The 24,166-nt window shown below is 32.1% G+C and carries 18 protein-coding genes and 1 tRNA gene; 11 read left to right on the top strand and 8 right to left on the bottom strand.

All coding sequences use genetic code 11. From position 1 onward, the window contains the following. The coding region (gene rpsI, locus ACFDSN_RS07465; protein ID WP_375239220.1) for a 30S ribosomal protein S9 at positions 1-275 on the bottom strand (275 nt) is incomplete at its 3' end. Then, positions 275-730: a 50S ribosomal protein L13 gene (gene rplM / locus ACFDSN_RS07460; RefSeq protein WP_375239219.1), complete on the bottom strand. Its 456-nt coding sequence runs from the start codon at positions 728-730 to the stop codon at positions 275-277. The genes rplM and rpsI, both read right to left, overlap by 1 nt. Before the next feature lie 210 nt (positions 731-940). On the opposite strand from rplM, the gene ACFDSN_RS07455 reads away from it, so the two are divergent. The 3 genes from ACFDSN_RS07455 to ACFDSN_RS07445 all read left to right on the top strand — a co-directional run bounded on the left by ACFDSN_RS07455 (position 941) and on the right by ACFDSN_RS07445 (position 5,507). After that, positions 941-2,572, top strand: a complete 1,632-nt coding sequence (locus ACFDSN_RS07455; RefSeq protein ID WP_375239218.1) for an ABC-F family ATP-binding cassette domain-containing protein — start codon at positions 941-943, stop codon at positions 2,570-2,572. A 70-nt stretch (positions 2,573-2,642) separates the two neighbouring features. Further along, on the top strand, positions 2,643-4,655 hold the full coding sequence (locus ACFDSN_RS07450; protein WP_375239217.1) for a YgiQ family radical SAM protein: 2,013 nt from the start codon (positions 2,643-2,645) through the stop codon (positions 4,653-4,655). A gap of 84 nt (positions 4,656-4,739) precedes the next feature. Continuing rightward, entirely contained in the window at positions 4,740-5,507 is a 768-nt protein-coding gene (locus ACFDSN_RS07445) for a tryptophan-rich sensory protein (RefSeq protein WP_375239216.1), read from the top strand. Here the strand turns inward: ACFDSN_RS07445 and ACFDSN_RS07440 are convergent. After that, a complete protein-coding gene (locus tag ACFDSN_RS07440; protein WP_375239215.1) occupies positions 5,504-6,451 on the bottom strand; it encodes a DUF4421 family protein in 948 nt (315 codons plus the stop codon). The two genes, ACFDSN_RS07445 and ACFDSN_RS07440, sit on opposite strands and share 4 nt — an antisense overlap. Before the next feature lie 11 nt (positions 6,452-6,462). After that, positions 6,463-9,309, bottom strand: a complete 2,847-nt coding sequence (gene polA / locus ACFDSN_RS07435; protein ID WP_375239214.1) for a DNA polymerase I — start codon at positions 9,307-9,309, stop codon at positions 6,463-6,465. Positions 9,310-9,530: 221 nt separating this feature from the next. Between polA and ACFDSN_RS07430 the strand changes: the two genes are divergently transcribed. Both ACFDSN_RS07430 and ACFDSN_RS07425 read left to right on the top strand, forming a co-directional pair. Further along, positions 9,531-10,829, top strand: a complete 1,299-nt coding sequence (locus ACFDSN_RS07430; protein ID WP_375239213.1) for a metallophosphoesterase — start codon at positions 9,531-9,533, stop codon at positions 10,827-10,829. A 95-nt stretch (positions 10,830-10,924) separates the two neighbouring features. After that, complete coding sequence (locus tag ACFDSN_RS07425) at positions 10,925-11,221, top strand: thioredoxin family protein (RefSeq protein WP_375239212.1); 297 nt, start codon at positions 10,925-10,927, stop codon at positions 11,219-11,221. Here ACFDSN_RS07425 and ACFDSN_RS07420 read toward each other — a convergent pair. After that, on the bottom strand, positions 11,218-11,856 hold the full coding sequence (locus ACFDSN_RS07420) for a polysaccharide deacetylase family protein (protein WP_375239211.1): 639 nt from the start codon (positions 11,854-11,856) through the stop codon (positions 11,218-11,220). The genes ACFDSN_RS07425 and ACFDSN_RS07420 overlap by 4 nt on opposite strands. A 4-nt stretch (positions 11,857-11,860) precedes the next feature. Further along, complete coding sequence (locus tag ACFDSN_RS07415; RefSeq protein WP_375239210.1) at positions 11,861-15,172, bottom strand: protein O-mannosyl-transferase family; 3,312 nt, start codon at positions 15,170-15,172, stop codon at positions 11,861-11,863. A 148-nt stretch (positions 15,173-15,320) separates the two neighbouring features. On the opposite strand from ACFDSN_RS07415, the gene ACFDSN_RS07410 reads away from it, so the two are divergent. Continuing rightward, positions 15,321-15,393, top strand: a tRNA-Gln gene (locus ACFDSN_RS07410). Between the two features lie 64 nt (positions 15,394-15,457). On the opposite strand, the gene ACFDSN_RS07405 is transcribed toward ACFDSN_RS07410, so the two are convergent. After that, positions 15,458-16,282: a universal stress protein gene (locus ACFDSN_RS07405; RefSeq protein WP_375239209.1), complete on the bottom strand. Its 825-nt coding sequence runs from the start codon at positions 16,280-16,282 to the stop codon at positions 15,458-15,460. A 152-nt stretch (positions 16,283-16,434) separates the two neighbouring features. Here ACFDSN_RS07405 and rimP point away from each other — a divergent pair, with 152 nt between their 5' ends. The 3 genes from rimP to infB are packed head-to-tail and all read left to right on the top strand — an operon-like array spanning position 16,435 to position 21,022. Beyond that, entirely contained in the window at positions 16,435-16,896 is a 462-nt protein-coding gene (gene rimP, locus ACFDSN_RS07400) for a ribosome assembly cofactor RimP (RefSeq protein ID WP_375239208.1), read from the top strand. A gap of 15 nt (positions 16,897-16,911) precedes the next feature. Next, positions 16,912-18,144, top strand: a complete 1,233-nt coding sequence (gene nusA / locus ACFDSN_RS07395; protein ID WP_375239207.1) for a transcription termination factor NusA — start codon at positions 16,912-16,914, stop codon at positions 18,142-18,144. Positions 18,145-18,187: 43 nt separating this feature from the next. Continuing rightward, complete coding sequence (gene infB, locus ACFDSN_RS07390; RefSeq protein ID WP_375239206.1) at positions 18,188-21,022, top strand: translation initiation factor IF-2; 2,835 nt, start codon at positions 18,188-18,190, stop codon at positions 21,020-21,022. A gap of 105 nt (positions 21,023-21,127) precedes the next feature. Here the strand turns inward: infB and ACFDSN_RS07385 are convergent, their stop codons facing one another. After that, the gene (locus ACFDSN_RS07385; protein ID WP_375239205.1) at positions 21,128-21,520 is read right to left on the bottom strand and encodes an SPOR domain-containing protein; all 393 of its coding nucleotides are present in this window, start codon (positions 21,518-21,520) and stop codon (positions 21,128-21,130) included. A gap of 219 nt (positions 21,521-21,739) precedes the next feature. Here ACFDSN_RS07385 and ACFDSN_RS07380 point away from each other — a divergent pair, with 219 nt between their 5' ends. Beyond that, the gene (locus ACFDSN_RS07380; RefSeq protein WP_375239204.1) at positions 21,740-23,023 is read left to right on the top strand and encodes a c-type cytochrome; all 1,284 of its coding nucleotides are present in this window, start codon (positions 21,740-21,742) and stop codon (positions 23,021-23,023) included. 76 nt (positions 23,024-23,099) lie between these two features. Then, positions 23,100-24,166: TAT-variant-translocated molybdopterin oxidoreductase (locus ACFDSN_RS07375; protein WP_375239203.1), on the top strand; the 1,067-nt coding region annotated here is incomplete at its 3' end.

Raw genomic sequence — 24,166 nt, 5'->3', positions numbered from 1 at the left:
TTTTCGTCATTTAACTCGCACATTGCACGAGAAATAGCTAAACGGATAGCTTCTGCTTGACCAGTGATTCCTCCTCCATATACATTTACTTTAATATCAAAGTTTCCTTCGTTATTAGTTAATGCTAGAGGTTGGTTTACTTTGTACTGTAAAGTTGCAGTATCAAAGTAAACTTTAATGTCTTTTTTGTTTACTGTAATGTTACCTTTTCCTTCTGCAACATAAACACGAGCAACAGCCGTTTTACGACGACCAATTTTGTGAATTACTTCCATTACTTGAATTCGTTTAAGTTAATTGTTTTAGGCTTTTGAGCTTCATGTGTATGAGCTGAACCAACAACAACGTTTAAATTACGGAATAATGCTGCACCTAATTTGTTTTTAGGTAACATTCCTTTTACTGATTTTTCCACTAATCTTGCTGGATCTTTTCCAAACAATTCTGTAGCGGTAAGGCTTCTTTGTCCACCTGGATAGCCTGTGTGACGGATATACGTCTTTTCAGTCCATTTTTTTCCAGTTAAGTTGATTTTTTCAGAATTGATAACAATTACGTTATCTCCACAATCAACATGTGGTGTAAAGCTAGGTTTGTGCTTACCTCTTAAAAGTTTTGCAACTTTAGAAGCTAAACGACCTAATGTTTGACCTTCAGCATCAACTAAAACCCACTGCTTATCTACAGTAGCTTTGTTTGCTGAAATCGTTTTGTAGCTTAATGTGTCCACGTTTCTAATTTTTTTTTATTAAACATTCCTTCTCTTAAAAAGAGTTTGCAAATTTACGATTATATATTTGATTACCAAATACTACAGTCTCTTATTTTTAATAAGTCTGTTAATATATTTAAGCGTGTTGTTTATAAGTGTAGAATTTTGCATTCTAAACAGTTAATATCAAGTGTTATTTGTTAATTTCGCACTTTTAATTCAATAATTATGATTTCAGTTGATGCCTTGGCGGTAGAATTTAGTGGGCAAACTTTATTTAAAGATGTATCCTTTACTATTAATGAGAATGATAAAATTGCCTTAATGGGTAAAAATGGTGCAGGAAAATCTACTATGATGAAAATTATAGCTGGCGTACAAAAAGCATCTCGTGGAGGAGTAAGTATACCTAAAGAAACTATTATTGCATATTTGCCACAGCATTTGTTAACGGAAGACGATGCAACCGTTTTTGATGAAGCGTCTAAAGCTTTTTCTCATGTGTTTACTATGAAGGCGGAAATGGATGACGTAAATAAGCAATTAGAAACACGAACAGATTACGAGTCGGACGAATATATGAAGCTTATTGAACGTGTTTCAGACTTAGGCGAAAAATACTATGCGCTAGAAGATGTTAATTATGATGCTGAAGTGGAAAAAGCACTTAAAGGACTTGGTTTTAAACAAGAAGATTTCATAAGACCAACTAGTGAGTTTTCTGGTGGTTGGCGAATGCGTATAGAATTGGCTAAGATTTTATTACAGAAGCCAGACCTTATATTATTAGATGAACCAACTAATCATATAGATATAGAATCTGTTATTTGGTTAGAAGATTTTTTGGTTAATAAGGCAAATGCAGTAGTAGTTATTTCTCACGATAGAGCTTTTATTGATAATATAACCAATAGAACTATAGAGGTTACTATGGGACGTATTTATGATTACAAAGCAAATTATACACATTATTTGCAATTGCGAGAAGACCGTAGAGTACATCAAATAAAAGCTTATCAAGAACAGCAAAAAATGATAGCCGATAATATGGCGTTTATTGAACGTTTTAAAGGGACTTATTCTAAAACTAATCAAGTAAGTTCTCGTGAGCGAATGTTGGAGAAATTGGAAATTATTGAAATAGATGAAGTAGATACGTCTGCACTTAAATTAAAATTTCCATCTGCAGTTAGATCTGGAGATTATCCAGTATCTGTAAAAGATGTTTCTAAATCTTATGGAGATCACGTGGTTTTTAATAACGCAAATATGTCTATTGCAAGAGGAGAGAAAGTTTGTTTTGTTGGTAGAAATGGAGAAGGAAAGTCTACAATGATTAAAGCTATTCTTGGTCAGATAGAAGTAGAAGGAGAATGTGCTTTAGGGCATAATGTACAAGTTGGTTATTTTGCACAAAACCAAGCTGCTTTATTAGATGACACCTTAACTGTTTTTCAGACCATAGATGATGTCGCTAAAGGTGATGTTAGAACACAAGTTAAAAATGTTTTAGGTCGTTTTATGTTTAAAGGCGATGATATAGAAAAAAAAGTAAGTGTGCTTTCCGGTGGAGAAAAAACACGTTTAGCAATGGTGAAGTTGTTGTTAGAACCAGTAAATGTTTTGATTTTAGATGAACCTACTAATCACTTAGATTTAAAATCTAAAGATGTTTTAAAAGAAGCGCTTTTAGATTTTGACGGAACATTAATATTAGTATCTCATGATAGAGATTTCTTGCAGGGTTTAGCAAATAAAGTGTTTGAGTTTAAAGATCAGCGTGTTATAGAGCATTTTGAAACTGTTGATGCGTTTCTAGAACGTAACAAAATTGAAACTATTAAAGATTTAGATCTATAATAGTTAATACTTAAGGGTTTACGTTAAATATCTAAGTTAAGACTCAATTTTTGACTAAATTTGCAGAGATATGCAAGAACTACAACTTTCAGATTGGTTGCCTACCACAAATAAAGAGGTTAAAATTCGCGGTTGGGAAGAGCTAGACGTAATACTTTTTAGTGGAGATGCTTATGTAGATCATCCGTCTTTTGGACCTGCAGTAATTGGTCGTATTTTAGAAAGTATTGGTTTACGAGTTGCTATTGTACCACAACCAAATGTAAAGGATAATCTTCAGGATTTTGAGAAATTAGGAGCACCAAAATTATTTTTTGGAATTACCGGAGGTTGTATGGATCCTATGATTAGCAATTATAATGCTAATAAAAAAAAGCGTGATAAAGATGCATATACGCCAAATGGCGAGATTGGTTTTAGGCCAGATTACGCTACGTCGGTTTATTCTAAAATTTTAAAAGAAAAATTCCCAGATGTTCCTGTATTAATTGGTGGAATAGAAGCCTCCTTAAGACGTGTAACTCATTATGATTATTGGAGTGATAAACTAATGCCATCTATTTTAGAAACGTCTAAAGCAGATATGTTGGTGTATGGAATGGGAGAACAACCTTTGCGAGAAGTGGTGCGTTTATTACAAAAAGGTGTTCCTTTTTCTAGTATTACCACAATTAAGCAAACTGCTGTTCTTTTAAAAAAGGAGGCAAGAATTCCTAAAAATGCAAATTGGGAAGATGTAGAAATTGCATCACATAAGGTTTGTTTAAACGACAAGAAAGCCTATGCTAGTAATTTTAAAGTTATTGAGCAAGAAAGTAATAAATTAGCTGCAAGACGAATTTTTCAGCAAGTAGGAGATAAGATGCTTATGATTAATCCGCCGTATCCAACTATGACGGAAACGGAAATAGATGCCTCTTTTGATTTGCCTTATACGCGTTTACCACATCCTAAATATAACAAGCGAGGAGCAATTCCTGCGTTTGAAATGATTAAAACATCTATCAATATTCATCGTGGTTGTTTTGGTGGTTGTAGTTTTTGTACAATTTCTGCACACCAAGGAAAATTTATTGCGAGTCGTAGTAAAGAGTCAGTTTTAAGAGAAGTTGATAAAGTAGCTAATATGCGTGATTTTAAAGGCTATTTAAGCGATATTGGTGGGCCAAGTGCTAATATGTATCAGATGAAGGGTAAAGTACAATCTATATGCGATAAGTGTGTGGCGCCAAGTTGTATTTCGCCTGTTATTTGTAGTAATCTTGATACATCTCATAAACCACTTACTGAATTATATCAAGCAGTAGATGAGCACCCGAAAATTAAAAAATCTTTTATTGGTTCTGGAATTAGACATGATATGTTAGTGCCAGAATTTAATAAAAATGCAGATCCTAAAGAGTTAGACGCTTATACCGAAGAGGTAATGACTAAACATATTTCTGGACGGTTAAAAGTTGCGCCAGAACATACTAGTGATCCTGTTTTAAAACTGATGCGTAAGCCTTCTTTTTCTTATTTTCATAAGTTTAAAGAGCGTTTTGATAAAATTAATATTAAGAACAAACTGAATTTACAGCTAATTCCATATTTTATTTCTAATCATCCAGCTTGCGAGCAGGAAGATATGGCTAATCTAGCTGCCGAAACTAAGGATTTAGGATTTCAGCTAGAACAAGTGCAAGGTTTTACACCAACACCTATGACGGTTGCTACTGTAATTTATTATAGTGGTTATCATCCGTATACTTTAAAAAAGGTAAACACGCCAAAAACTAGAAAAGAAAAAGACGATCAGCACAAATTTTTCTTTTGGTATAAAGATGAAAATAAAGCGTGGATTAAAAAGACCTTAAATAAGTTAGGGCGAGAAGATTTACTTAAACGTTTGTTGCCAGATAAACCAGATACTTGGCGTAAAAATAAGCCAGGTAAAACGAAGCATACATTTAACGATGCTATTCCATTTAACCAGCGTAAAAAGAAAGCTACTTTTAGTTCTAAAAAGAAAGAAGAGCCTAAGGAAGATTCTAAAAAGACTAGTGTTTCTAAGTTTAAGTATAAAAAGAAACGTAAAAGATAATTATATAAAACCTGAAATTAATTTTTTAGGTTTTTTTATGCTCAAGAAATAGTATAAATTCGTGAGAGACCAAATTACATTATTATGAAGAAGAGGTTACAGATTGCTAACGGAATTGCTTTTGTTTGCGTTATTATTATGAATTATTTATCTAATACAGGTTTGATAAATAATACGACTATCGGTACTGTTTCAAATCATTTAACAACTCTTTTTACACCTGCGGGTTATGCATTCTCAATTTGGGGTTTAATCTACTTATTCCTTACTGGATTTATTATTTATCAAGGAAAAAGTTTATTCACTAAAACAGAGAATAACGCTTTTGTAGCTAAAACTGGCTGGTGGTTTTTTATATCGTGTATTGCTAATTGTTCTTGGATTTTAGCATGGATTTATGGTTATACCTTGTTATCGTGTTTCTATATCTTTTTAATATTAATAGCGTTACTTAAAATTATAATTAACAATAATATTGGAATTGGAAAGCCTTCTAAACAAACGCTTTTGTTTTTGTGGTTGCCTTTTGCTGTTTATAGTGGTTGGATTAGTGTAGCAAGTATTGTTAATGTAGCTGTGGTTTTAGTAAAGTATAATTGGGGTGGTTTTGGAATTCAACCAGAAATATGGACAATTATTATGATTGTAATTGCAACACTTGTAAATTTAATGGTGACCTGGAAACGTAATTTAAAAGCATATGCTTTTGTTGGATCTTGGGCTTTATTAGCTATATATGTTGCAAATAAAAATGCGTTTAGTGTAGTTGCTTATACTGCATTGTTTTCGGCAACTCTAATAATTATTAGTAACCTAATAAAAATAGTTGTTAATATTAGAAGGAAAATTTAAAGACTAAGTTTATCGCTAATCTTTGTAACTGCACGTTCTAAAAATGCAGGTGGATCTATTCTATATGCAAAATATAAATTAGCATAGTTTTTATCGTTAGTTAATTCCCTAGTAGTTGACCCATTAATGCTATTAGAGTTGAAATTAAATGTTGCACCGGCACTAATCTTATTAGAGGTATATCCAAACTGTAAACCAACACTTAAAGCTTTGGTAAAGTAAGTATTGCTTACTTCTGTAGTAGTTGTTTTGTCTTTAGAGAAACGAATCCCTAAAGCTGGAGAAACATTAGGAGATACAAACCAGTTTTCTTGTAAACACCACGTATAATAATACGCAGGAGCTAAAGTAATATCAAAATTGTTTTGAATGTATTTCTCGTTATCTACCGTATCCGAAATTCTATTTAAACCATACTTTAAACTTGGGACAAAACTTCCAGAACTGTATTGTTGCCATTCGTTTTGATGTGATAAATGTTTTAAAGAGTAGTTTTGGTTATAAATATAAGATGTTTGACCTGTCCAGCTTGTAGTTTTTAAATTTGGAAATTGCTCCTCAATATCTAAAGTTTGCACATTTTCTAAATAGAAGCCTTCTACTTTACTATAGTTAAACGTCTGAATCCATTGTTTCTTTATGAAAAATTGCAATTGAGATTCAAAGAATTTCGATTTAAAATCTGAATTTTTATTTTTTGGAGAAAAACCAATACTAAAGCCTATAAACTTATAGTTAGCAGATAATTGTAGCCTAAACGAGTTTAAGGCTTCTATAGTAAAACGTTCTTCGTTATCTACAATAGAAAACGATTCGCTTTGTGTATTAATATTAGCTCTTAATAACAACTTATCTGCAAACGAAATAATATCAGATCCAGATGTACTTTGTGCTTGTAAAAAGCTATAGAATATAAGTAGGATTAGTGTTGTGAGTTTTTTCATTTAAAATTGATTTAATGCGCTTCCAACCAATCAACACCAATCCCAACTTTTACATCTAATGGCACATCCATAATAAAGGCATTTTCCATTTCGGATTTAATTAAGGTTTCCATCTCTTTTAGCTCAGGTTTGTAAACATCAAAAACTAATTCATCATGAACTTGTAAGAGCATTTTTGTTTTGTAATTACCAGATTTTAATTTGTTATGAATATTAATCATAGCAATTTTAATAATATCGGCAGCGCTACCTTGTATTGGTGCATTTACTGCATTACGTTCTGCTGCGCCACGAACTACTGCGTTACGAGAGTTAATGTCTTTTAAATAACGTCTTCTATCTAAAACTGTAGTAACGTAACCGTTATCTCGAGCAAAATCTACTTGCTCGCTCATATAAGCTTTAAGTTTTGGATAGGTTTCGTAATATGTATCTATTAATTCTTTGGCATCGCTACGCGATAAGTTGGTTTGGTTACTTAGTCCAAATGCAGAAACACCATATACAATTCCAAAGTTTACTGTTTTTGCATTGCTACGTTGCTCACGTGTGACTTCATTTAAAGCCACGTTAAATACTTTTGCAGCTGTAGAAGCGTGAATATCTTCGCCGTTTTTAAAGGCTTCAATCATATTATCCTCTTTGCTTAAAGCAGCAATAATTCGCAGTTCTATTTGGCTATAATCTGCCGCTAACAACACGTAATCTTCGTTTCTTGGTATAAAAGCTTTACGCACTTGTCTTCCGCGTTCTGTACGAATAGGAATATTCTGTAAATTAGGATTATTACTACTTAAACGACCAGTGGCCGCAACGGTTTGCATATAATCTGTATGCACACGTTTGGTGCTTGGTTCTATCTGCGTAGGTAAAGCATCTACATAAGTAGATTTTAATTTTGCTAATCCACGGTAGTCTAAAATACTTTGCACAAATTCGTGATCTTTTGCTAAGTAACTTAGTACATCTTCCGCAGTAGAATATTGCCCTGTTTTTGTCTTTTTTGGTTTGTCGACTAATTTTAGTTTTTCGAATAAAATAACACCTAATTGTTTTGGCGATGCAATATTAAATTCTTCCTCAGCAACCTCGTAAATTTTAGTTTCTAAGGTTTTTATGTCTTTGTTTAAATCGTCGGCTAAACTATTCAAAAAAGCTTCGTCTAAATTAATACCTTCTAACTCCATATCTGCTAAAACGCGGACTAATGGAGTTTCAATATCGTTAAATAATTTTTGCGTGTTAGCATCGCCTAATTCTTTAGAGAAATGTTCTTTTAGTTGCCAAGTAATATCTGCGTCTTCAACTGCGTATTCTGTTTGTTGTTCTAATGGAACTTGACGCATTGATAATTGATTCTTTCCTTTTTTACCAATTAGTTCTGTTGTAGGAACTGGCGAATAGTTTAAATATGTTTCGGCTAAAACATCCATATTATGTCGCATATCTGGATTAATTAGATAATGTGCCAACATAGTATCAAATAATGGGCCTTTTACAGCTATATTGTATTTGGCTAAAACTTTAATATCGTATTTTAAATTCTGGCCAATTTTCTCAATGCTTTCATCTTCAAAGAAAGGTCTCACGACTTCTATAAGTGCTTGTGCTTCGTTTTGATCTTCTGGAAATGGAATATAAAAACCTTTACCAGCTTCCCAAGAAAAAGCAATACCTACTAATTCTGCGGTTAAGGGATTTAATCCCGTAGTTTCTGTATCAAAACAAACCGATTTTTGTTGCGTTAAGTTTTTAAGGAATAATTTTGTTGCCATTCCTGGCGCAATACTTTGGTATAAATGCGATGTGTTTTTTATGTTTTTACGTTCAAATGTACTACTATTATCCTCAGAAGACTCTGTTGATATATCGCCACCAAATAACGAAAATTGTCCTTCGCCAGCTGCTGCTTTTTCTTTTGGAGTTGCTTTGTTTTTTGTTAAAGTATCTTTTGTCGTGTTATCTGTTTTAACTTCTGTAGAAAAAGCTTTAGTAAAATTGTCAATTAAACGTCTAAACTCTAATTCTTGAAAAATCTCAGTAACTTTTGGTATGTCTGGTTGATCTAATTCAAAATCTTTTGCGTTAAATGTTACAGGAACATCTAGCATTATTGTTGCTAATTTTTTAGAAAGTAATCCTAACTCTGCATTTGCCTCAACTTTTTCTTTCATTTTTCCTTTTAGCTCGTGTGTATTGGCTAAAAGGTTTTCCATACTTCCGTATGCTGCTAAGAATTTTTTTGCTGTTTTTTCTCCAACACCAGGTAGCCCAGGAATGTTGTCTGATGCATCTCCCATCATACCAAGAAAATCTATAACTTGTAAAGGATCTACAACTTCAAATTTTTTCTGAACCTCTGGAATTCCCCAAGTTTCGTATCCGCCACCAAACATTGGTCTGTACATAAAAATGTTTTCGCTTACCAATTGTGCAAAATCCTTATCTGGTGTTACCATAAAAGTTTGGTAACCTTCTTTTTCGGCTTGTTTGGCTAAAGTTCCAATAACATCATCTGCTTCAAAACCGGCTTTCACCATAATTGGAATATGCATAGCGCGTAAAATATCCTGAATTATTGGAACAGCAATTTTAATTGCTTCAGGAGTTTCATCTCTATTGGCTTTATAAGCTTCAAACATTTCTACGCGATCTGCACTTCCGCCTTTATCAAAGCAAACTGCTAAATGATCGGGTTTTTCACGTTTAATAACATCTAATAGAGAATTCATAAAACCCATAATTGCTGAGGTATCTAAACCTTTAGAGTTAATTCTTGGGTTTTTTATAAAAGCGTAATAACCACGAAATATTAATGCAAAAGCATCTACCAAGAAAACACGTTTTTGTTCTGCCATTTTATATTGTAAAACGATTTATTATACTAATAAATCTTAGTTTGAAAATAATGTAATTCTCGATTTACGAGAGTTGATAATTATATAAAATGCAAATTACAAAACTTATGTATTGTAAACTATTTTAGTTGTTAACAGCTTATTGGTCTTTTAAAGGATTTAACAAATCACTAAGAAAAAATTAAGATAAAACATTTAATTTCGCAATGTTAAATAAAACTATGTTACGTTTTTTAATTCCATTTATACTTTTGTTGCTTTTAGAAGTTTACACTTTTTTTGCATTAAAAACTTTAACTAAAAGTAAGTTTGTTTTAGTTGCTTATTGGGTTGTTTTTGTTATTGTTATAGCTATTGTATATTATCAATTTAATATAGTGCAAAGTCAGAGTAGGTTTAGTTTAAATACAGGTTATGCTATTGCATTATTATTGACATATTTTGTGCCTAAAGCAATTGTTTTTATTTTTCTTTTTGGTGAAGACATATTTCGATTTTTTGCAACACTAGCAAATTACTTCTCTTTAGATTTATCAGTCAAAGAAGCTATTCCTTCCAGAAGAAAGTTTGTTAGTCAAATAGCCTTAAGTATTGCTGCAATTCCATTTGCTGGATTTTTATATGGTGTTTTTAAAGGAAAATACGATTTTAGAGTAATTACTCAGCAAATTGAGTTTGATGATTTGCCAAACGAATTTGATGGTTATAGAATTACTCAAATTAGCGATATCCATTCTGGAAGTTTTGATAATATAGAGAAAATAGAATATGCTATTAACTTGATTAATGAGCAACAAAGTAATGCTATTTTGTTTACTGGCGATATTGTAAATGCAAGAGCAGAAGAAATGTATCCATACGTAGATGTGTTTAGTAAGTTAAGAGCTAAAGATGGAAAGTTTTCTGTGTTAGGAAATCACGATTATGGTTATTATGCTTACGATTCAGTTGAAGATTTCAATGAAAATCATAAAAAAATTGAAGCTGTACATAAGTCGATTGGTTTTGATTTATTACAAAATGAAAATAGAACTATTGTTAGAGGAGAAGCTAAACTTAATATTTTAGGTGTAGAAAATTGGGGAGCTTCTAGACACTTTCCTAAACGAGGAAGCTTAGAAAAAGTGACACGTAATTTACCAGACGATGCTTTTAATGTGTTAATGTCTCATGATCCATCCCATTTTGATTACAAAGAGAAAGAATTTAATAATCAACGAGATCGTTTTAATTTAGATATGATTAAAGATGAAACTAATATTATTAACTTCAATAAAAAGATACAATTAACACTTGCTGGACATACGCATGGAATGCAGTTTGGTATAGAAATTCCGTTTCTAAATTTTAAATGGAGTCCTGTAAAATACCGTTATCCAAAATGGGCTGGATTGTACCAAGAAGCTGGTAAATATTTATATGTAAACAGAGGTTTTGGGTTTTTGGCTTTTCCAGGTCGTGTTGGTATTTGGCCAGAAATAACGGTTTTGGAGCTTAAAAAACGTGTAAAAAGGTCATAAGAGGTCTAAAATCGTTAAATTTTCATCAACTTTCAATCCTCTTTTAAAAAAAAGCTTATTATTGTAGAACAGAATTATCTTAAAAGTTTTGTATTATGTCAAAATTTGGAGAATTAATAGATGTTAACATTCCTGTATTGCTAGATTTTTACACAGAATGGAATGAGCAATCTACAGCAATGCATCCTATACTTAGAGATGTAGCTGCGGCTTTAGGTGATAAAGCTAAAGTTATAAAGATAGACGTTGATAAAAACCAAGAATTATCTGAAGCTCTAAGAGTTAAAGGTTTGCCTACGTTTATTATTTATAAAGACGGAGAAATGCAATGGCGACAAAGTGGTGAATTAGATGCCGATACTTTGATAACTAAATTGCAACAGTACGCTTAAAGTGTTTTAAAAAGGTATTCTTTTTTATTGTAGTGTTCCAATAATTTTGGTAGCATATATTTTAAATTATTAGATGCTTTTATGCTATCATGCATTACAATAACATCTCCTCTTCTAGCTTTTAAAGCAAAATTAAGACATTGTTTATTTGTGTAATTTTTATCCCAATCAAAGGTTAAAATAGACCACATTATAATTTTATAACCTAAATCTATTAATTGTTTTCCTTGCTTAGAATTAATTTGTCCAAATGGTGGACGAAACAACTTGTTTTTTTGCTCTGAGTTATTATGTTTTTTAATAATAAGCTCACAAGAGTTTACATCTTCAAGATATTTTTTAGTTGATGTTTTCCAACCTTTTATGTGGTTTTGAGTATGATTTCCAATATTATGACCTTCTGAAATTATGGTTTTAAATAATTCAGGATGTTTTTCAATATTGTTTCCTATGCAAAAAAACGTTGCCTTAGCATTGTAATTTTTTAACTGTTGTAAAACCCAAGTTGTTATTTCTGGAGTTGGGCCATCGTCAAAAGTAAGATAAAGAATTTTTTTAGCCGTTGGTTTTTTCCAAGTGTATTTTGAAAAAAACCAACGAACCAAATAAGGTGTTTTTACAGGGGTGAATTTCAAGTATTTATGGTTTTATGCCTGAAAAAGTATCGTTTGTAGTTTCAATATCACGCTCATCTCTAATTTCAGTTTCTGGCTCTTCATCGCCTTGGTAAAAGTGTTTAAACAAGCCTAGATAATTATTGAAGATTAATGATTCTTTTTGAGCAAAGTCTTCATCATATTCAATTAAAACTTCAATTAATGCTTTGTAACGCTCAATATCTGTCAAGATTTCTGTGAAGTTTTTTTCTTGGTTTTCAATTGTTAGTTCGCTATAATATTTTAAGTTTTCTTGATACTTTACAGAAACATCTTTAAATAGTTGTTGTGCTTTTTCTTTTGCTTCAACTTCGTAATAAGCATTAATATAAGGTTCTAATAAGGTATAATAACCAAATTGATCTACAGGCATATTAGCCATTGCAATATCTGTAATTTCTTCAGCTTTTTTAGGTTGATCTTCGTTAATAAGAGCTTCAATTAAACGTGCTAAATTCCCTCTATAAGTAATAGAGTTACGTCTAGTTTCAGTGTCATGATAAATATCTTTACTTCCGCTATTTCCCCAATCCCAAGATTTAACCATATTGTACATTAGCTCGCTATCTACACGACCCATATCAAAAGGGTTAGCTCTGTCTACAGGACTTTTAATTGGAACTAATTTATAAACCATTCCATCTAGTTGTAAAAAGTCTTTCATCCAGATGTAATCTTCATCGCTAAATGCGCCACCTGTAAAATATATTGGTCTTTCCCAGTTATTGTTAGCTACAATGTCTAGCATTAATAAACGGTTTTTGTAAATAGCATTGTCTTTAATTCTAACATCTAAAAATGGTAAGATTTTATCTGCGTCTTTAGGTTTTACAACACCACTTTTAATTACTTCCGATTTGTTAACTGGTATTCTAATATTTTCAGTTGGGAAATAATTAGATTTTAAATACTGACTTGGATAACCAGAAGGATCATCTCCTTCTTGTATTAATGCAAATTCTAATTTAGTTTTTGGGTTATCGCTAGTTATGAAGCTCATAAAGTCGCTTATCATTAAAGTGTCTTTAGAACGTTCGCGTTTCATAATGTAATCTCTAGTTCCGTGTTTGTATTTATCATGTGTTAAACTTGATGGAATTGGATCACTTTCGTAAGCTTTACGTTTCATTTGGTCTATATACCAATCTGTTTGAAATAAACTAGTGTTTACAACACGAACGTCTGTACGGTAACCTTCAATTTCTTGTGCATACCAAAGCGCAAAAGTATCGTTGTCTCCAATAGAAAACAAAATAGCATTTTTCTCACAAGAGCCTAAATATTTTTTAGCCATAGCTAATGCTGTATATTTTCCAGATCTATCATGGTCGTTCCAGTTATTTGAAATTAAAATAGTAGGAACTAATAGAAAACAAACTATAGGAACTAAAGGCGCTAAAATTTGTTTAGAAACATATTTCTTTAGGAAATCATAAATAGCATAAACACCAATTCCAATCCAAAGTGCAAATACATAAAACGAACCAACTACAGAATAATCTCTTTCTCTTGGTTCAAAAGGTCTTACGTTGGTGTAAACCTGAATTGCTAATCCTGTAAACAAGAAGAACACAAGCATTACCCAAAATAATTTTTTGTCTTTGTTTAAGACAAAAAAGAATCCAATTAATCCTAAAATGAAAGGTAGGAAGTAGTAAGTGTTTCTAGCTTTATTGTTTTTAACATCGCTTGGTAAATGATCTTGAGATTGTCCTAAATGGAATGCATCTATGAAATCAATTCCACTTATCCAGTTTCCGTGATTATCATATCTACCTTGAATATCGTCTTGTCTTCCTGTGAAATTCCACATAAAATAACGCCAATACATATAACCTAGTTGGTATTCAAACATGTATGCTATGTTTTGTGCTAGCGATGGTTTCTCTACATCTACAAATTGACTGAATTGTTTTAGTGTGTTTATATAATCTTCATAATCTATGTTTCCTTTTACAATATCATTTTTAAAGGCAGCTACGGATTTACGTAGTTCGTTTTCCATTTGATATTCTGGCTTCAATTTAAAATCTAAATAGCCAGTAAATAACATGTAGTTTTCTGCATTTTCTCCGCTCCACATTCGTGGTAGAATAGAAGCATGGTCTGAATTATAATTTTGTTTAGATTCTTTCCAGTCGTTTACTATTATATATGTTCCGGTTTTTTTGTCTTTTTCGTATTTAGGTTTATCATCTACATAAGGTTGGTTTTCATCCAAACCAGAAAATTGATCTGTAAATAGGGGTCCGTAAAACAAGTGCGTTTCTGGATATTGTTCTAGATTATAATAAGCTAATAATTCTCTAGCACTAGATGGGTTGTTTTCATTAATAACTACGTTTGCATTTGCTCTAATTGGAAGCATTAACCATGTGGATGATCCTAATATTATAAATAATAAGCAAAGTATTCCTGTATTATAATGAATTAGACCTTTTTCTTTAGTGTATTTTAAACCATAGTAAAAACTAGTAATTAGTAAGATTGCAGCAATAATACTTCCAGAGTTAAAAGGTAGTCCAATTTGATTCACAAAAAACAATTCTAACATACTAAAATATCTTAGTACATTTGGAAACATTAATTTAAAAATGAATAATAATATTGCAACAGAAACTAAGTTGGCTATAATAAAATTCTTTACAGTTATGGTTTTATAGTTTTTGAAGTAGTAAATTAATCCAATAGCAGGAATGGTTAATAAGCCCATAAAGTGTATTCCAAAAGATAACCCAATTACAAAAGCAATTAAAATCAGCCATTTGTTTCCTCTGTCTTTTTCCATGTCTTTATCCCAACGTAAGCCTAAATAAAACATTAATGACATTACAAAAGTAGCCATTGCATAAACTTCAGTTTCTGAGGCGTTAAACCAAAAAGTGTCGGTAAAGCCAAAGGCTAAAGCACCAATAAAAGCTGACCCTAAAGTCATTATGGTTTGGTTTTTAGAAATAGAACCTTCTTTAAAACTTTTTATTTTGAAAATTAATAATACAATTGACCAAAACATAAATAAAACAACAAATGCACTAGAAATTGCACTCATCATATTCATAATAAAACCAATTTGATTTGCTTTTAGAGCAAAAATTGAAAACACAGCTCCTAACATTTGGTAAAGTGGTGCTCCAGGAGGATGACCAACCTGTAGTTTAGATGATGTTAAAATGTACTCTCCTGCATCCCAAAAACTAACTGTAGGTTCTACTGTTAGTCCAAAGACTATTGCGGCAATTAAAAAGGCTAGCCAGCCAATAATTTGATTGAATTTGTTGAAAACTTTAGAACTCATAAAAGATTTTTTCTGAACAGCGAATTTATATAATTAATATTAAAAATCAATTCATTTTAAGATAACGTTAAAGCTTTAATAATATTTTTACATAAAAAAGTTTGTGAAAGTGAAACTTTTATCTAAATTTGCACTCTCAATATCAGAATGGCCTATGGTGTAACTGGTAACACGTCAGTTTTTGGTACTGAAGAGTCTAGGTTCGAGACCTAGTGGGCCAACAAAATTAATCCTAACACATTTATGTGTTAGGATTTTTTGATTTTATGAAATTTGCCTTGAGTTTTATATTTTAAAAGTAATTACCGGTCTTTTAGCGTGATTTACTAAATCTTCACTTATACTTCCGTTAAAAAAATGAGCAATGCCTTGTCTTCCATGTGTGCTGATTCCTATTAAATCTGTATTGTTTATGTGGGAAAAATTAAGAACACCTTCTTCTATACTATTATCGTTGTAGATATTTGTTGTGTAATTTTTAAAACTGTTAATGGAAGTAAAGTCGGATATCCTTGTTTTTGCTTTTGCGGTAGTTATAAAATTACTACCAGTTATAACCATTAGTAAATGAAGTTTTGCTTCAAATAGCTGAGCTAATTTAACAGCTTGATTGTAAGTTTCTTTATTATCGTTATTGAAGTCTGAAGCAAAAACAAAGTTGTTTATTTCAAAATCTGTATGTTCATTTTTTATAACCATTACAGGGACGTTTGAAATTCTAACAACTTTTTCTGCATTAGAACCTATAAACATTTCCTTTAGTCCATCTGCGCCATGAGATCCCATAATTATTAAATCTATATTTTCAGATTTACAAACAGTCATAATGCCTTGAGACATTTCTTGAAAATCTACCATTTCTTTTACGCTAATGCCTTTCAAGAACTCCATTGCTAATAAATCTTCAAATTTTTTCTGAGCTAATTTCATAAAGAATAAAACTTCAGGCATAGGTGAAGCTGGTTTTTTTGTAAAATGATTGTTTGTTGGTAGGTCTAACATATGAACTAGTACAAGTTCGCAATCGTTTTTTTTAGCTAATTTTGCTGCTACTCTTGTGGCTTGTTCTGCTTCTTTCGAAAAGTCTGTTGGTACGAGTATTTTTTTCATAAATTCGGCTGGTTTTTAAAACTTATTAAAGTTACTTAAAATTATTGAGAATTAAAGTTTATGGTTTTCAATAAAATATCGTATATTTGCAAAGTTGTAAGGAAACTATAGCGAGGGGACACTAAAAAAGTCCCCTCTTTTTATACTAAAAAATGTTTATAAATACGGTAAAAGATTTACTTCAGGCTGCTTTAGCTGAAAGGCAAGATTTGTTTTTGATAGACTTTAATGTTGCTGATGGCAATGTTATTTCTATAATAATAGATGGAGATAAAGGTGTAAAAGTGGAAGATTGTATTTTTATTAGCCGTGCTATAGAGCATAATATTGATAGAGAAGAATATGATTTTTCTCTAAATGTAGCTTCGGCTGGAGCTACAGCGCCTCTAACAATGCCAAGACAGTTTTTTAAAAATATTGGTCGAGTTTTAGAGGTCAAGTCAAATGATAATCAATATGAAGGTCTTTTAGTCGGTGCTACAGAAGCATCTATAGATCTAGAGTGGAAATCTAGAGAGCCTAAGCCAATAGGTAAAGGAAAAGTAACAGTACAGAAAAAAGAAACTTTAAACTATAGCGATATAAAAGAAGCTAGGGTTGTGATAAAATTTTAAATTAGAAGTAGGGATATGGAAAATCTTGCATTAATTGATTCGTTTTCAGAATTCAAAGACAATAAATTAATAGATCGTGTTACTTTAATGTCTATTTTAGAGGATGTTTTTAGAAACGCATTAAAGAAAAAATTTGGAGACGATGATAATTTTGATATTATTATCAATCCAGATAAAGGAGATTTAGAAATTTGGAGAAATAGAATTGTAGTTGCTGATGGAGAGGTAGAGGAAGATAATCAAGAGATCTCATTATCTGAAGCTAGAAAGATTGAGCCTGATTTTGAAGTTGGAGAAGATGTGTCCGAAGAAGTAAAATTAATAGATCTTGGTCGTCGTGCTATTTTAGCATTACGTCAAAATTTAATATCTAAGATTCATGAGCACGATAACACAAACTTATATAAACAATTTAAAGATCTAATAGGTGATTTATACACTGCAGAAGTGCATCATATTCGTCATAAAGCAGTTATTTTATTAGATGATGAAGGAAATGAAATTATTTTACCAAAAGATAAGCAGATTCCTTCAGATTTTTTCAGAAAAGGAGATAATGTAAGAGGAGTAATAGATAGTGTTGATTTAAAAGGAAATAAACCTACAATAATTATGTCTCGTACATCTCCTAAGTTTTTGGAGAAATTATTTGAATCTGAAATTCCAGAAGTTTTTGATGGTTTAATCACTATTAAAAACGTAGTTAGAATTCCGGGAGAAAAAGCTAAAGTTGCTGTAGATTCTTATGATGATAGAATAGATCCAGTAGGAGCTTGTGTTGGGATGAAAGGATCTCGTATTCACGGTATTGTTCGTGAATTAGGAAATGAAAATATTGATGTTATTAATTATACTAGTAACGAAAATTTATATATTACACGTGCTTTAAGTCCGGCAAGAGTAACATCAGTTAAAATTGATGAAGAAAATAACCGTGCTGAAGCTATTTTGAAACCAGAAGAGGTAAGTAAAGCAATTGGTCGCGGAGGACATAATATTCGTTTAGCTGGTCAGTTAACTGGTTATGAGATTGATGTATTTAGAGAAGGAGCTGAGGAAGATGTTGAATTACGTGAGTTTAAAGATGAAATTGAAGCTTGGGTTATTGAAGAGTTTAGTAAAGCAGGTTTAGATACTGCTAAAAGTGTGTTAGAGCAAGATGTTAAAGACCTTGTTAAGCGTACAGATTTAGAAGAAGAAACAATTATGGATGTTATCAAAGTCCTTAAAGAGGAATTTGAAGACTAGTAAAAAGACATTTTTGATTCATAATAAAGAGTAAAGGCAATTTATGGCTGAAACAATTAGATTAAATAAGGTATTACGTGAGCTTAACATCTCTCTAGATCGTGCTGTTGAATTTTTAGATTCAAAAGGTATTGAAATAGAGAAGCGTCCTACTACAAAAATTTCTGAAGAAACCTATAAAGTTCTTTCAGACCAGTTTGAGACTGATGCAAGTAAAAAAGTTAAGTCTAAAGAGGTAGGAGAAGCTAAGCTTAAGGAGAAAGAAGATTTGCGTGTTAAGCGCGAAAAAGAACTTGAAGCTAAGCAAAGAGCAGAAGAGGCGAAGCAAAAAGCGCAACAAGAAGTTGTGAAAGCTTCTAAAACGCTTTCAGGGCCAAAAAAGATTGGTCAAATAGATTTAGATGCTAAAAAGGCGAAAGAAAAACTTGAAGAGTCTGAAAGTGTAAAAACAGCTAAGAAAGAAACTGCTGTTAAGACACCTGAAAAGATTGAAACAACCAAGGTAGAGTTGAAAATCAAGAAGGTAGATAAAGTGATATTGCCAGACAACAAAAAGACGAAACCGAAAAAAGATAAATCTACTGATATTAAAACATCATCAGATAAGGCTAAATCAAAAGAGATTGATGTTCAGTCAAAGGAAGCTTCTGTGTCTTCAAAAGTTAAGCATGAAGAAGAAGATACTAAAGAAGTAGGTTTAGGAGATGAAAAAGTTGCTACTCAGTATAAGAAGCTTTCTGGACCTAAAATTTCAGGGACTAAAATTGATTTATCTCAATTCAATAAGCCTAAAAAGAAAAAGGAAGAAGCAAAACCTGGTACAGGAAATGCTGCTAATAAACGTAAACGTCGTCGTATTTCTAAACCTGGAGACTCTGGTACTACCAGTAACTCATCAGGAAGATCAAACGATAGGTTTAAAGGTAAGCGAGGTCCTGGTCAAAAACGCGCTCCTATTGTAAAGACAGAGCCAACAGAAGAAGAGGTACAAAGACAAGTCCGTGAAACCTTAGAGAAACTACAAGGTAAATCTAATAAAGGTAAAGGCGCTAAGTATAGAAGAGATAAAAGAGATCAACACAGAGAGCAGTCTGAGATTGATCAACAAATAGAAGCTGCAGAAAGTAAAACATTAAAAGTTACTGAGTTTGTTACAGCGAGCGAAATGGCAACTATGATGGATGTTGGTGTTACTCAAATTATTTCTGCCTGTATGTCTTTAGGTATGATGGTTACAATGAATCAACGTTTAGACGCTGAAACATTAACTATTGTAGCAGAGGAATTTGGTTATAATGTAGAATTTATTACTGCCGACATTGAAGAGTCAATTGTAGAAGTTGAAGATAAACCAGAAGACTTAATTGGTCGTGCGCCTATTGTTACTGTAATGGGACATGTTGATCACGGTAAAACATCACTTTTGGATTATATTCGTAAAGAAAATGTAATTGCTGGAGAATCAGGTGGAATTACGCAACACATTGGTGCTTATGGTGTACAGTTAGATAATGGTCAAAAAATAGCATTTTTAGATACACCAGGTCACGAAGCATTTACAGCAATGCGTGCTCGTGGAGCTCAAGTAACGGATATAGCAATTATTGTAGCTGCTGCCGATGATGATATAATGCCTCAAACAAAAGAAGCTATATCTCACGCACAAGCTGCAGGTGTACCAATTGTTTTTGCAATTAATAAAATTGATAAGCCAGATTCTAATCCTGAAAAAATTAAAGAAGGCTTAGCTCAGATGAATCTTTTAGTTGAAGATTGGGGAGGGAAAATTCAATCTCATGATATTTCGGCTAAAGTTGGAACAGGAGTAAAAGAATTACTAGAAAAAGTATTACTAGAAGCAGAATTGTTAGAGCTTAAAGCAAACCCTAACAAACCAGCTGTTGGTACTGTTGTAGAGGCGTTTTTAGATAAAGGTCGTGGATATGTATCTACAATATTAGTACAAGCTGGTACTTTACGAGTTGGAGATTATGTCTTAGCAGGTAAAAATAGTGGTAAGGTAAAGGCAATGCAAGATGAGCGTGGAAACGATGTTCAAGAAGCTGGTCCTTCTACACCAGTATCTATATTAGGTTTAGATGGTGCGCCGCAAGCAGGAGACAAATTTAATGTGTTTGCTGATGAACGTGAAGCTAAGCAGATAGCAACTAAGCGTATGCAATTGCAACGTGAACAAGATGTAAGAACAACTAAAACATTAACTCTAGCAGAAATTGGTAGACGTATTGCTTTAGGAACATTTAAAGAACTTAATATTATTCTTAAAGGAGATGTTGATGGTTCGGTTGAAGCCTTAACGGATTCATTCCAAAAATTATCTACAGAAGAAATTCAAGTTAATATTCTGCATAAAGGTGTTGGAGCTATTACGGAAAGTGATGTCTTATTAGCAACAGCTTCAGATGCTATTATTATTGGATTTAATGTACGTCCAGTTGGAAATGCAAGAACTATTGCAGATCAAGAAGAAGTGGATATCCGTACTTACTCAATTATATACGACGCTATTAATGATCTTAAAGATGCTATGGAAGGTATGTTATCTCCAGAGCTTAAAGAGGAGATTACTGGTACTGCAGAAATTAGAGAAATCTTTAAAGTATCTAAAGTTGGATCTATTGCAGGTTGTATGGTAATGAATGGTAAAATCTTTAGAAATTCTCAAATTAGATTAATTCGTGATGGTGTTGTAGCCTACACAGGTGAGTTAGCTTCACTTAAACGTTTTAAAGATGATGTGAAAGAAGTATCTAAAGGATACGATTGTGGTATGCAGGTTAAAAACTATAACGACATTAAAGAAGGTGATGTTATAGAAGCTTTCCATGAAGTAGAAGTTAAAAAGAAATTAAAATAAGTTTTAATTTTACAGATATAAAAATAGCGACCAAATGGTCGCTATTTTTTTGATTTAGAGAATCAATGAATTTTCTTTTAAGGGTATAGATTGCTGTTTTTGAATTTACTCCTTTTTCTTCTTTTTTGGTTTGAAAATAAATGCGTGCTCAAAAGTTTTTTTAATTTCTGTTAAAGCTCTATCTGCTTCTAGTTTAGTTCTAAAGTTTCCAACCCAAATTTTATAGTTTGGTGTTTCAAACTCTAAAGTAGACTTCCACTTCGAAAATTTTAATTTATAATTACTATTGCTTTTTCTAGCTTCTTCTAAAGAGCCGGAAAAGATTTGAATCTTATACTTTTTAGATGAAGTTTCGTCTAAACTAGCTTCTTTTTTAAGTTCTAGAAGCGCATCAATTTTGTTGTTTTTTGAAATAGTCACATTACTATCTTGAGCTTGTGCTTCTGTGAAAAATAAAATAGATAATATAGCAAATGCTTTTAAAATATAATGTTTCATTGCAATGTGTTTGTTATTGGTTTTAAACAAAAGTAACTTTTATAACGTAAAAAGATTAAAAATCTTATTTAGAATTTTTCTAAATTATAAATTAAGAGTTCTCTAACATTTCTAAAATCGACTTTAAGTGTTACTTTTGTAAGAGTATAAAAATGCGAGATTTCTATTTTTAATACGAAATAATCGTGCCAAAGTTTAGAAGTAAATTCAATATATAATATGAAACAGGTATTTTACCGTAAATTAAGTCTTAACTTTTTTCGCTTAAGCTTAGTTTTTTTACTAGCCTTTTCTACATCATTATCTGCTCAAGATGGTGATTCAGCTGCAGGGAAATCTTTATTTAATGCCAATTGTGCTTCTTGTCATAAGTTAGATAAGAAGATGACTGGTCCAGCATTGAGAAATGTAGAAGCTCGTTTAGTTGAAGAAGAAGGCTTAGATAGAGAATGGTTGTATAAGTGGATTAAGAATAGTGCTGGTATGGTCAAAGCCGACGATGCTTATGCTAACAAAATCTATAATGAATATAATGGAACTGCTATGACAGCTTTTCCTCAATTGTCTAATGCTGATATTGATAATATTTTAGCTTACACAGCGAAGGAGAAAGAGGTTGTTGTTAAGGATGAAATTATAACTCCTGAATATGAAGGTGGTAGCTCTAATAATACGTTAATCTTAGGTGCTTTAGCGTTATTGTTTGCTTTGTTAGCTGCGGCTTTGGTTATTGTAAATAAAACCTTACGTCGTTTTGCTTCGGAAAAAGGATTAGAAGTTCCTGAAGAAGAGAAAAGACTTTCGTTATGGAAAGCTTTTGTTCAAAATCAATTCTTAGTAATTGTTGCGGTAATTTTCTTGTTGCTTTCTAGTGCATACTTTGTTTATGGTTACTTATCTCAAGTTGGTGTAAATCAGGGTTATGAGCCTGTTCAGCCAATTCATTATTCTCATAGAATACATGCTGGAGATAATGGTATTGATTGTAAGTATTGTCATTCTTCTGCAAGAGTAAGTAAGCATTCAGGTATTCCTGCTTTAAATATTTGTATGAATTGCCATAAGTCAATTTCTGAAGTGGCAGAAACTACTGCTACTGAAGAGTATTCTAAAGAGTTTTATGACGGAGAAATCAAGAAGCTTTATGATGCTGTTGGTTGGGATGATGCTGAGCAGAAATATACTGGAGAAACAAAACCTGTTAAATGGGTTAGAATTCATAACTTACCTGACTTCGCATATTTTAATCATTCGCAACATGTTGTTGTTGGAGGAATTGAGTGTCAAACATGTCATGGTCCTGTAGAGGAAATGGAAATTATGTCTCAACATGCGCCATTAACAATGGGTTGGTGTATTAATTGCCATAGAGAAACTAATGTTAAAGTAAAAGATAATAATTACTATACTAAAATTCACGAACAGTTAAAGAAAAAGTACGGAGTAGAAAACTTTACGGCTGCAGAAATGGGTGGATTAGAATGTGGTAAATGTCATTACTAATTAATAAATTATAATATTCAGTTGGTGTTTTAGCTATCTAATAACTATCAACTAACAACTATATAACTAAATAAATATGTCATCAAACAAGAAATACTGGACAAGTGTTGAGGAGCTAAAAGAAGATAGTTCTATTGTTGAGACGCTAAAACAAAACGAATTTGTAAACGAAATTCCAACTGATGATTTTTTAGGTGATAAAGATACATTGGAAGAGTCATCAACGACTCGTAGAGATTTCTTGAAATACGTAGGTTTTAGTACTGCAGCTGCTTCTTTAGCAGCTTGTGAAGGACCAGTTATTAAATCAATACCTTATGTAGTTCAGCCAGATTCTATTGTGCCTGGTGTTGCAAACTACTATGCGACTACAATTGCTAATGGTTTTGATTTTGCAAGTGTTTTAGTTAAGACACGTGAAGGTCGTCCAATCAAGATTGAAAATAACACTTTAGCATCTGCTTTTGGTGGTGCTAATGCAAGAGTTAATGCTTCTGTTTTAGACTTATACGATTCAACTCGTGTGCAAGGTCCTAAAAAAGATGGTAAAGATATTTCTTGGACAACACTTGATGCTGATGTTGTTAAAACATTAAATGAAGTACAGGCGGATGGAAAGCAAATTGTGTTATTTACACAAACATTTGCAAGTCCATCTACATCTAAATTAGTTGCTGAATTTAAAGCTAAGTATGGTAATGTATCTCACGTTGCTTATGATGCTGTTTCAGAATCTAAGGCTTTAGATGCTTTTCAAGTTAAATATAATCAAAGAGCTCTTGCTAACTACGATTTTTCTAAAGCTGAAACTATTGTTTCAGTTGGTGCAGATTTCTTAGGAGATTGGCAAGGTGGAGGATTCGATTCGGGATATTCAAAAGGACGTATACCAACTAATGGTAAAATGTCTCGTCATATTCAATTTGAATCTAATATGTCTTTATCTGGAGCAAATGCAGATAAACGTATTCCTTTAACGCCATCACAACAAAAAATAGCTTTAGCTAAATTACATAGTGCTATAGTTGGTGGATCTGTTTCTGGTAAATTACCTGCTAATATTGAGAAAGCAATTAGTGCTACAGCTTCAGAATTAAATAAAGCTGGAAGTAATGGTGTTGTTGTAACAGGATTACAAGATGT

Source organism: Aurantibacter sp., from assembly GCF_042094015.1.
Lineage (GTDB): Bacteria > Bacteroidota > Bacteroidia > Flavobacteriales > Flavobacteriaceae > Aurantibacter.
Note: the sequence above shows the minus strand (reverse complement) of the source record. Positions and strands in the feature narration are given on the sequence as shown.

Excerpts from the sequence above, each read along its gene's own strand:
- ACFDSN_RS07455 (WP_375239218.1), top strand. The coding sequence starts at position 941 with ATGATTTCAGTTGATGCCTTGGCGGTAGAATTTAGTGGGCAAACTTTA.
- ACFDSN_RS07450 (WP_375239217.1), top strand. The coding sequence starts at position 2,643 with ATGCAAGAACTACAACTTTCAGATTGGTTGCCTACCACAAATAAAGAG.
- ACFDSN_RS07445 (WP_375239216.1), top strand. The coding sequence starts at position 4,740 with ATGAAGAAGAGGTTACAGATTGCTAACGGAATTGCTTTTGTTTGCGTT.
- ACFDSN_RS07440 (WP_375239215.1), bottom strand. The coding sequence starts at position 6,451 with ATGAAAAAACTCACAACACTAATCCTACTTATATTCTATAGCTTTTTA.
- polA (WP_375239214.1), bottom strand. The coding sequence starts at position 9,309 with ATGGCAGAACAAAAACGTGTTTTCTTGGTAGATGCTTTTGCATTAATA.
- ACFDSN_RS07430 (WP_375239213.1), top strand. The coding sequence starts at position 9,531 with ATGTTACGTTTTTTAATTCCATTTATACTTTTGTTGCTTTTAGAAGTT.
- ACFDSN_RS07425 (WP_375239212.1), top strand. The coding sequence starts at position 10,925 with ATGTCAAAATTTGGAGAATTAATAGATGTTAACATTCCTGTATTGCTA.
- ACFDSN_RS07415 (WP_375239210.1), bottom strand. The coding sequence starts at position 15,172 with ATGAGTTCTAAAGTTTTCAACAAATTCAATCAAATTATTGGCTGGCTA.
- ACFDSN_RS07405 (WP_375239209.1), bottom strand. The coding sequence starts at position 16,282 with ATGAAAAAAATACTCGTACCAACAGACTTTTCGAAAGAAGCAGAACAA.
- rimP (WP_375239208.1), top strand. The coding sequence starts at position 16,435 with ATGTTTATAAATACGGTAAAAGATTTACTTCAGGCTGCTTTAGCTGAA.
- nusA (WP_375239207.1), top strand. The coding sequence starts at position 16,912 with ATGGAAAATCTTGCATTAATTGATTCGTTTTCAGAATTCAAAGACAAT.
- infB (WP_375239206.1), top strand. The coding sequence starts at position 18,188 with ATGGCTGAAACAATTAGATTAAATAAGGTATTACGTGAGCTTAACATC.
- ACFDSN_RS07385 (WP_375239205.1), bottom strand. The coding sequence starts at position 21,520 with ATGAAACATTATATTTTAAAAGCATTTGCTATATTATCTATTTTATTT.
- ACFDSN_RS07380 (WP_375239204.1), top strand. The coding sequence starts at position 21,740 with ATGAAACAGGTATTTTACCGTAAATTAAGTCTTAACTTTTTTCGCTTA.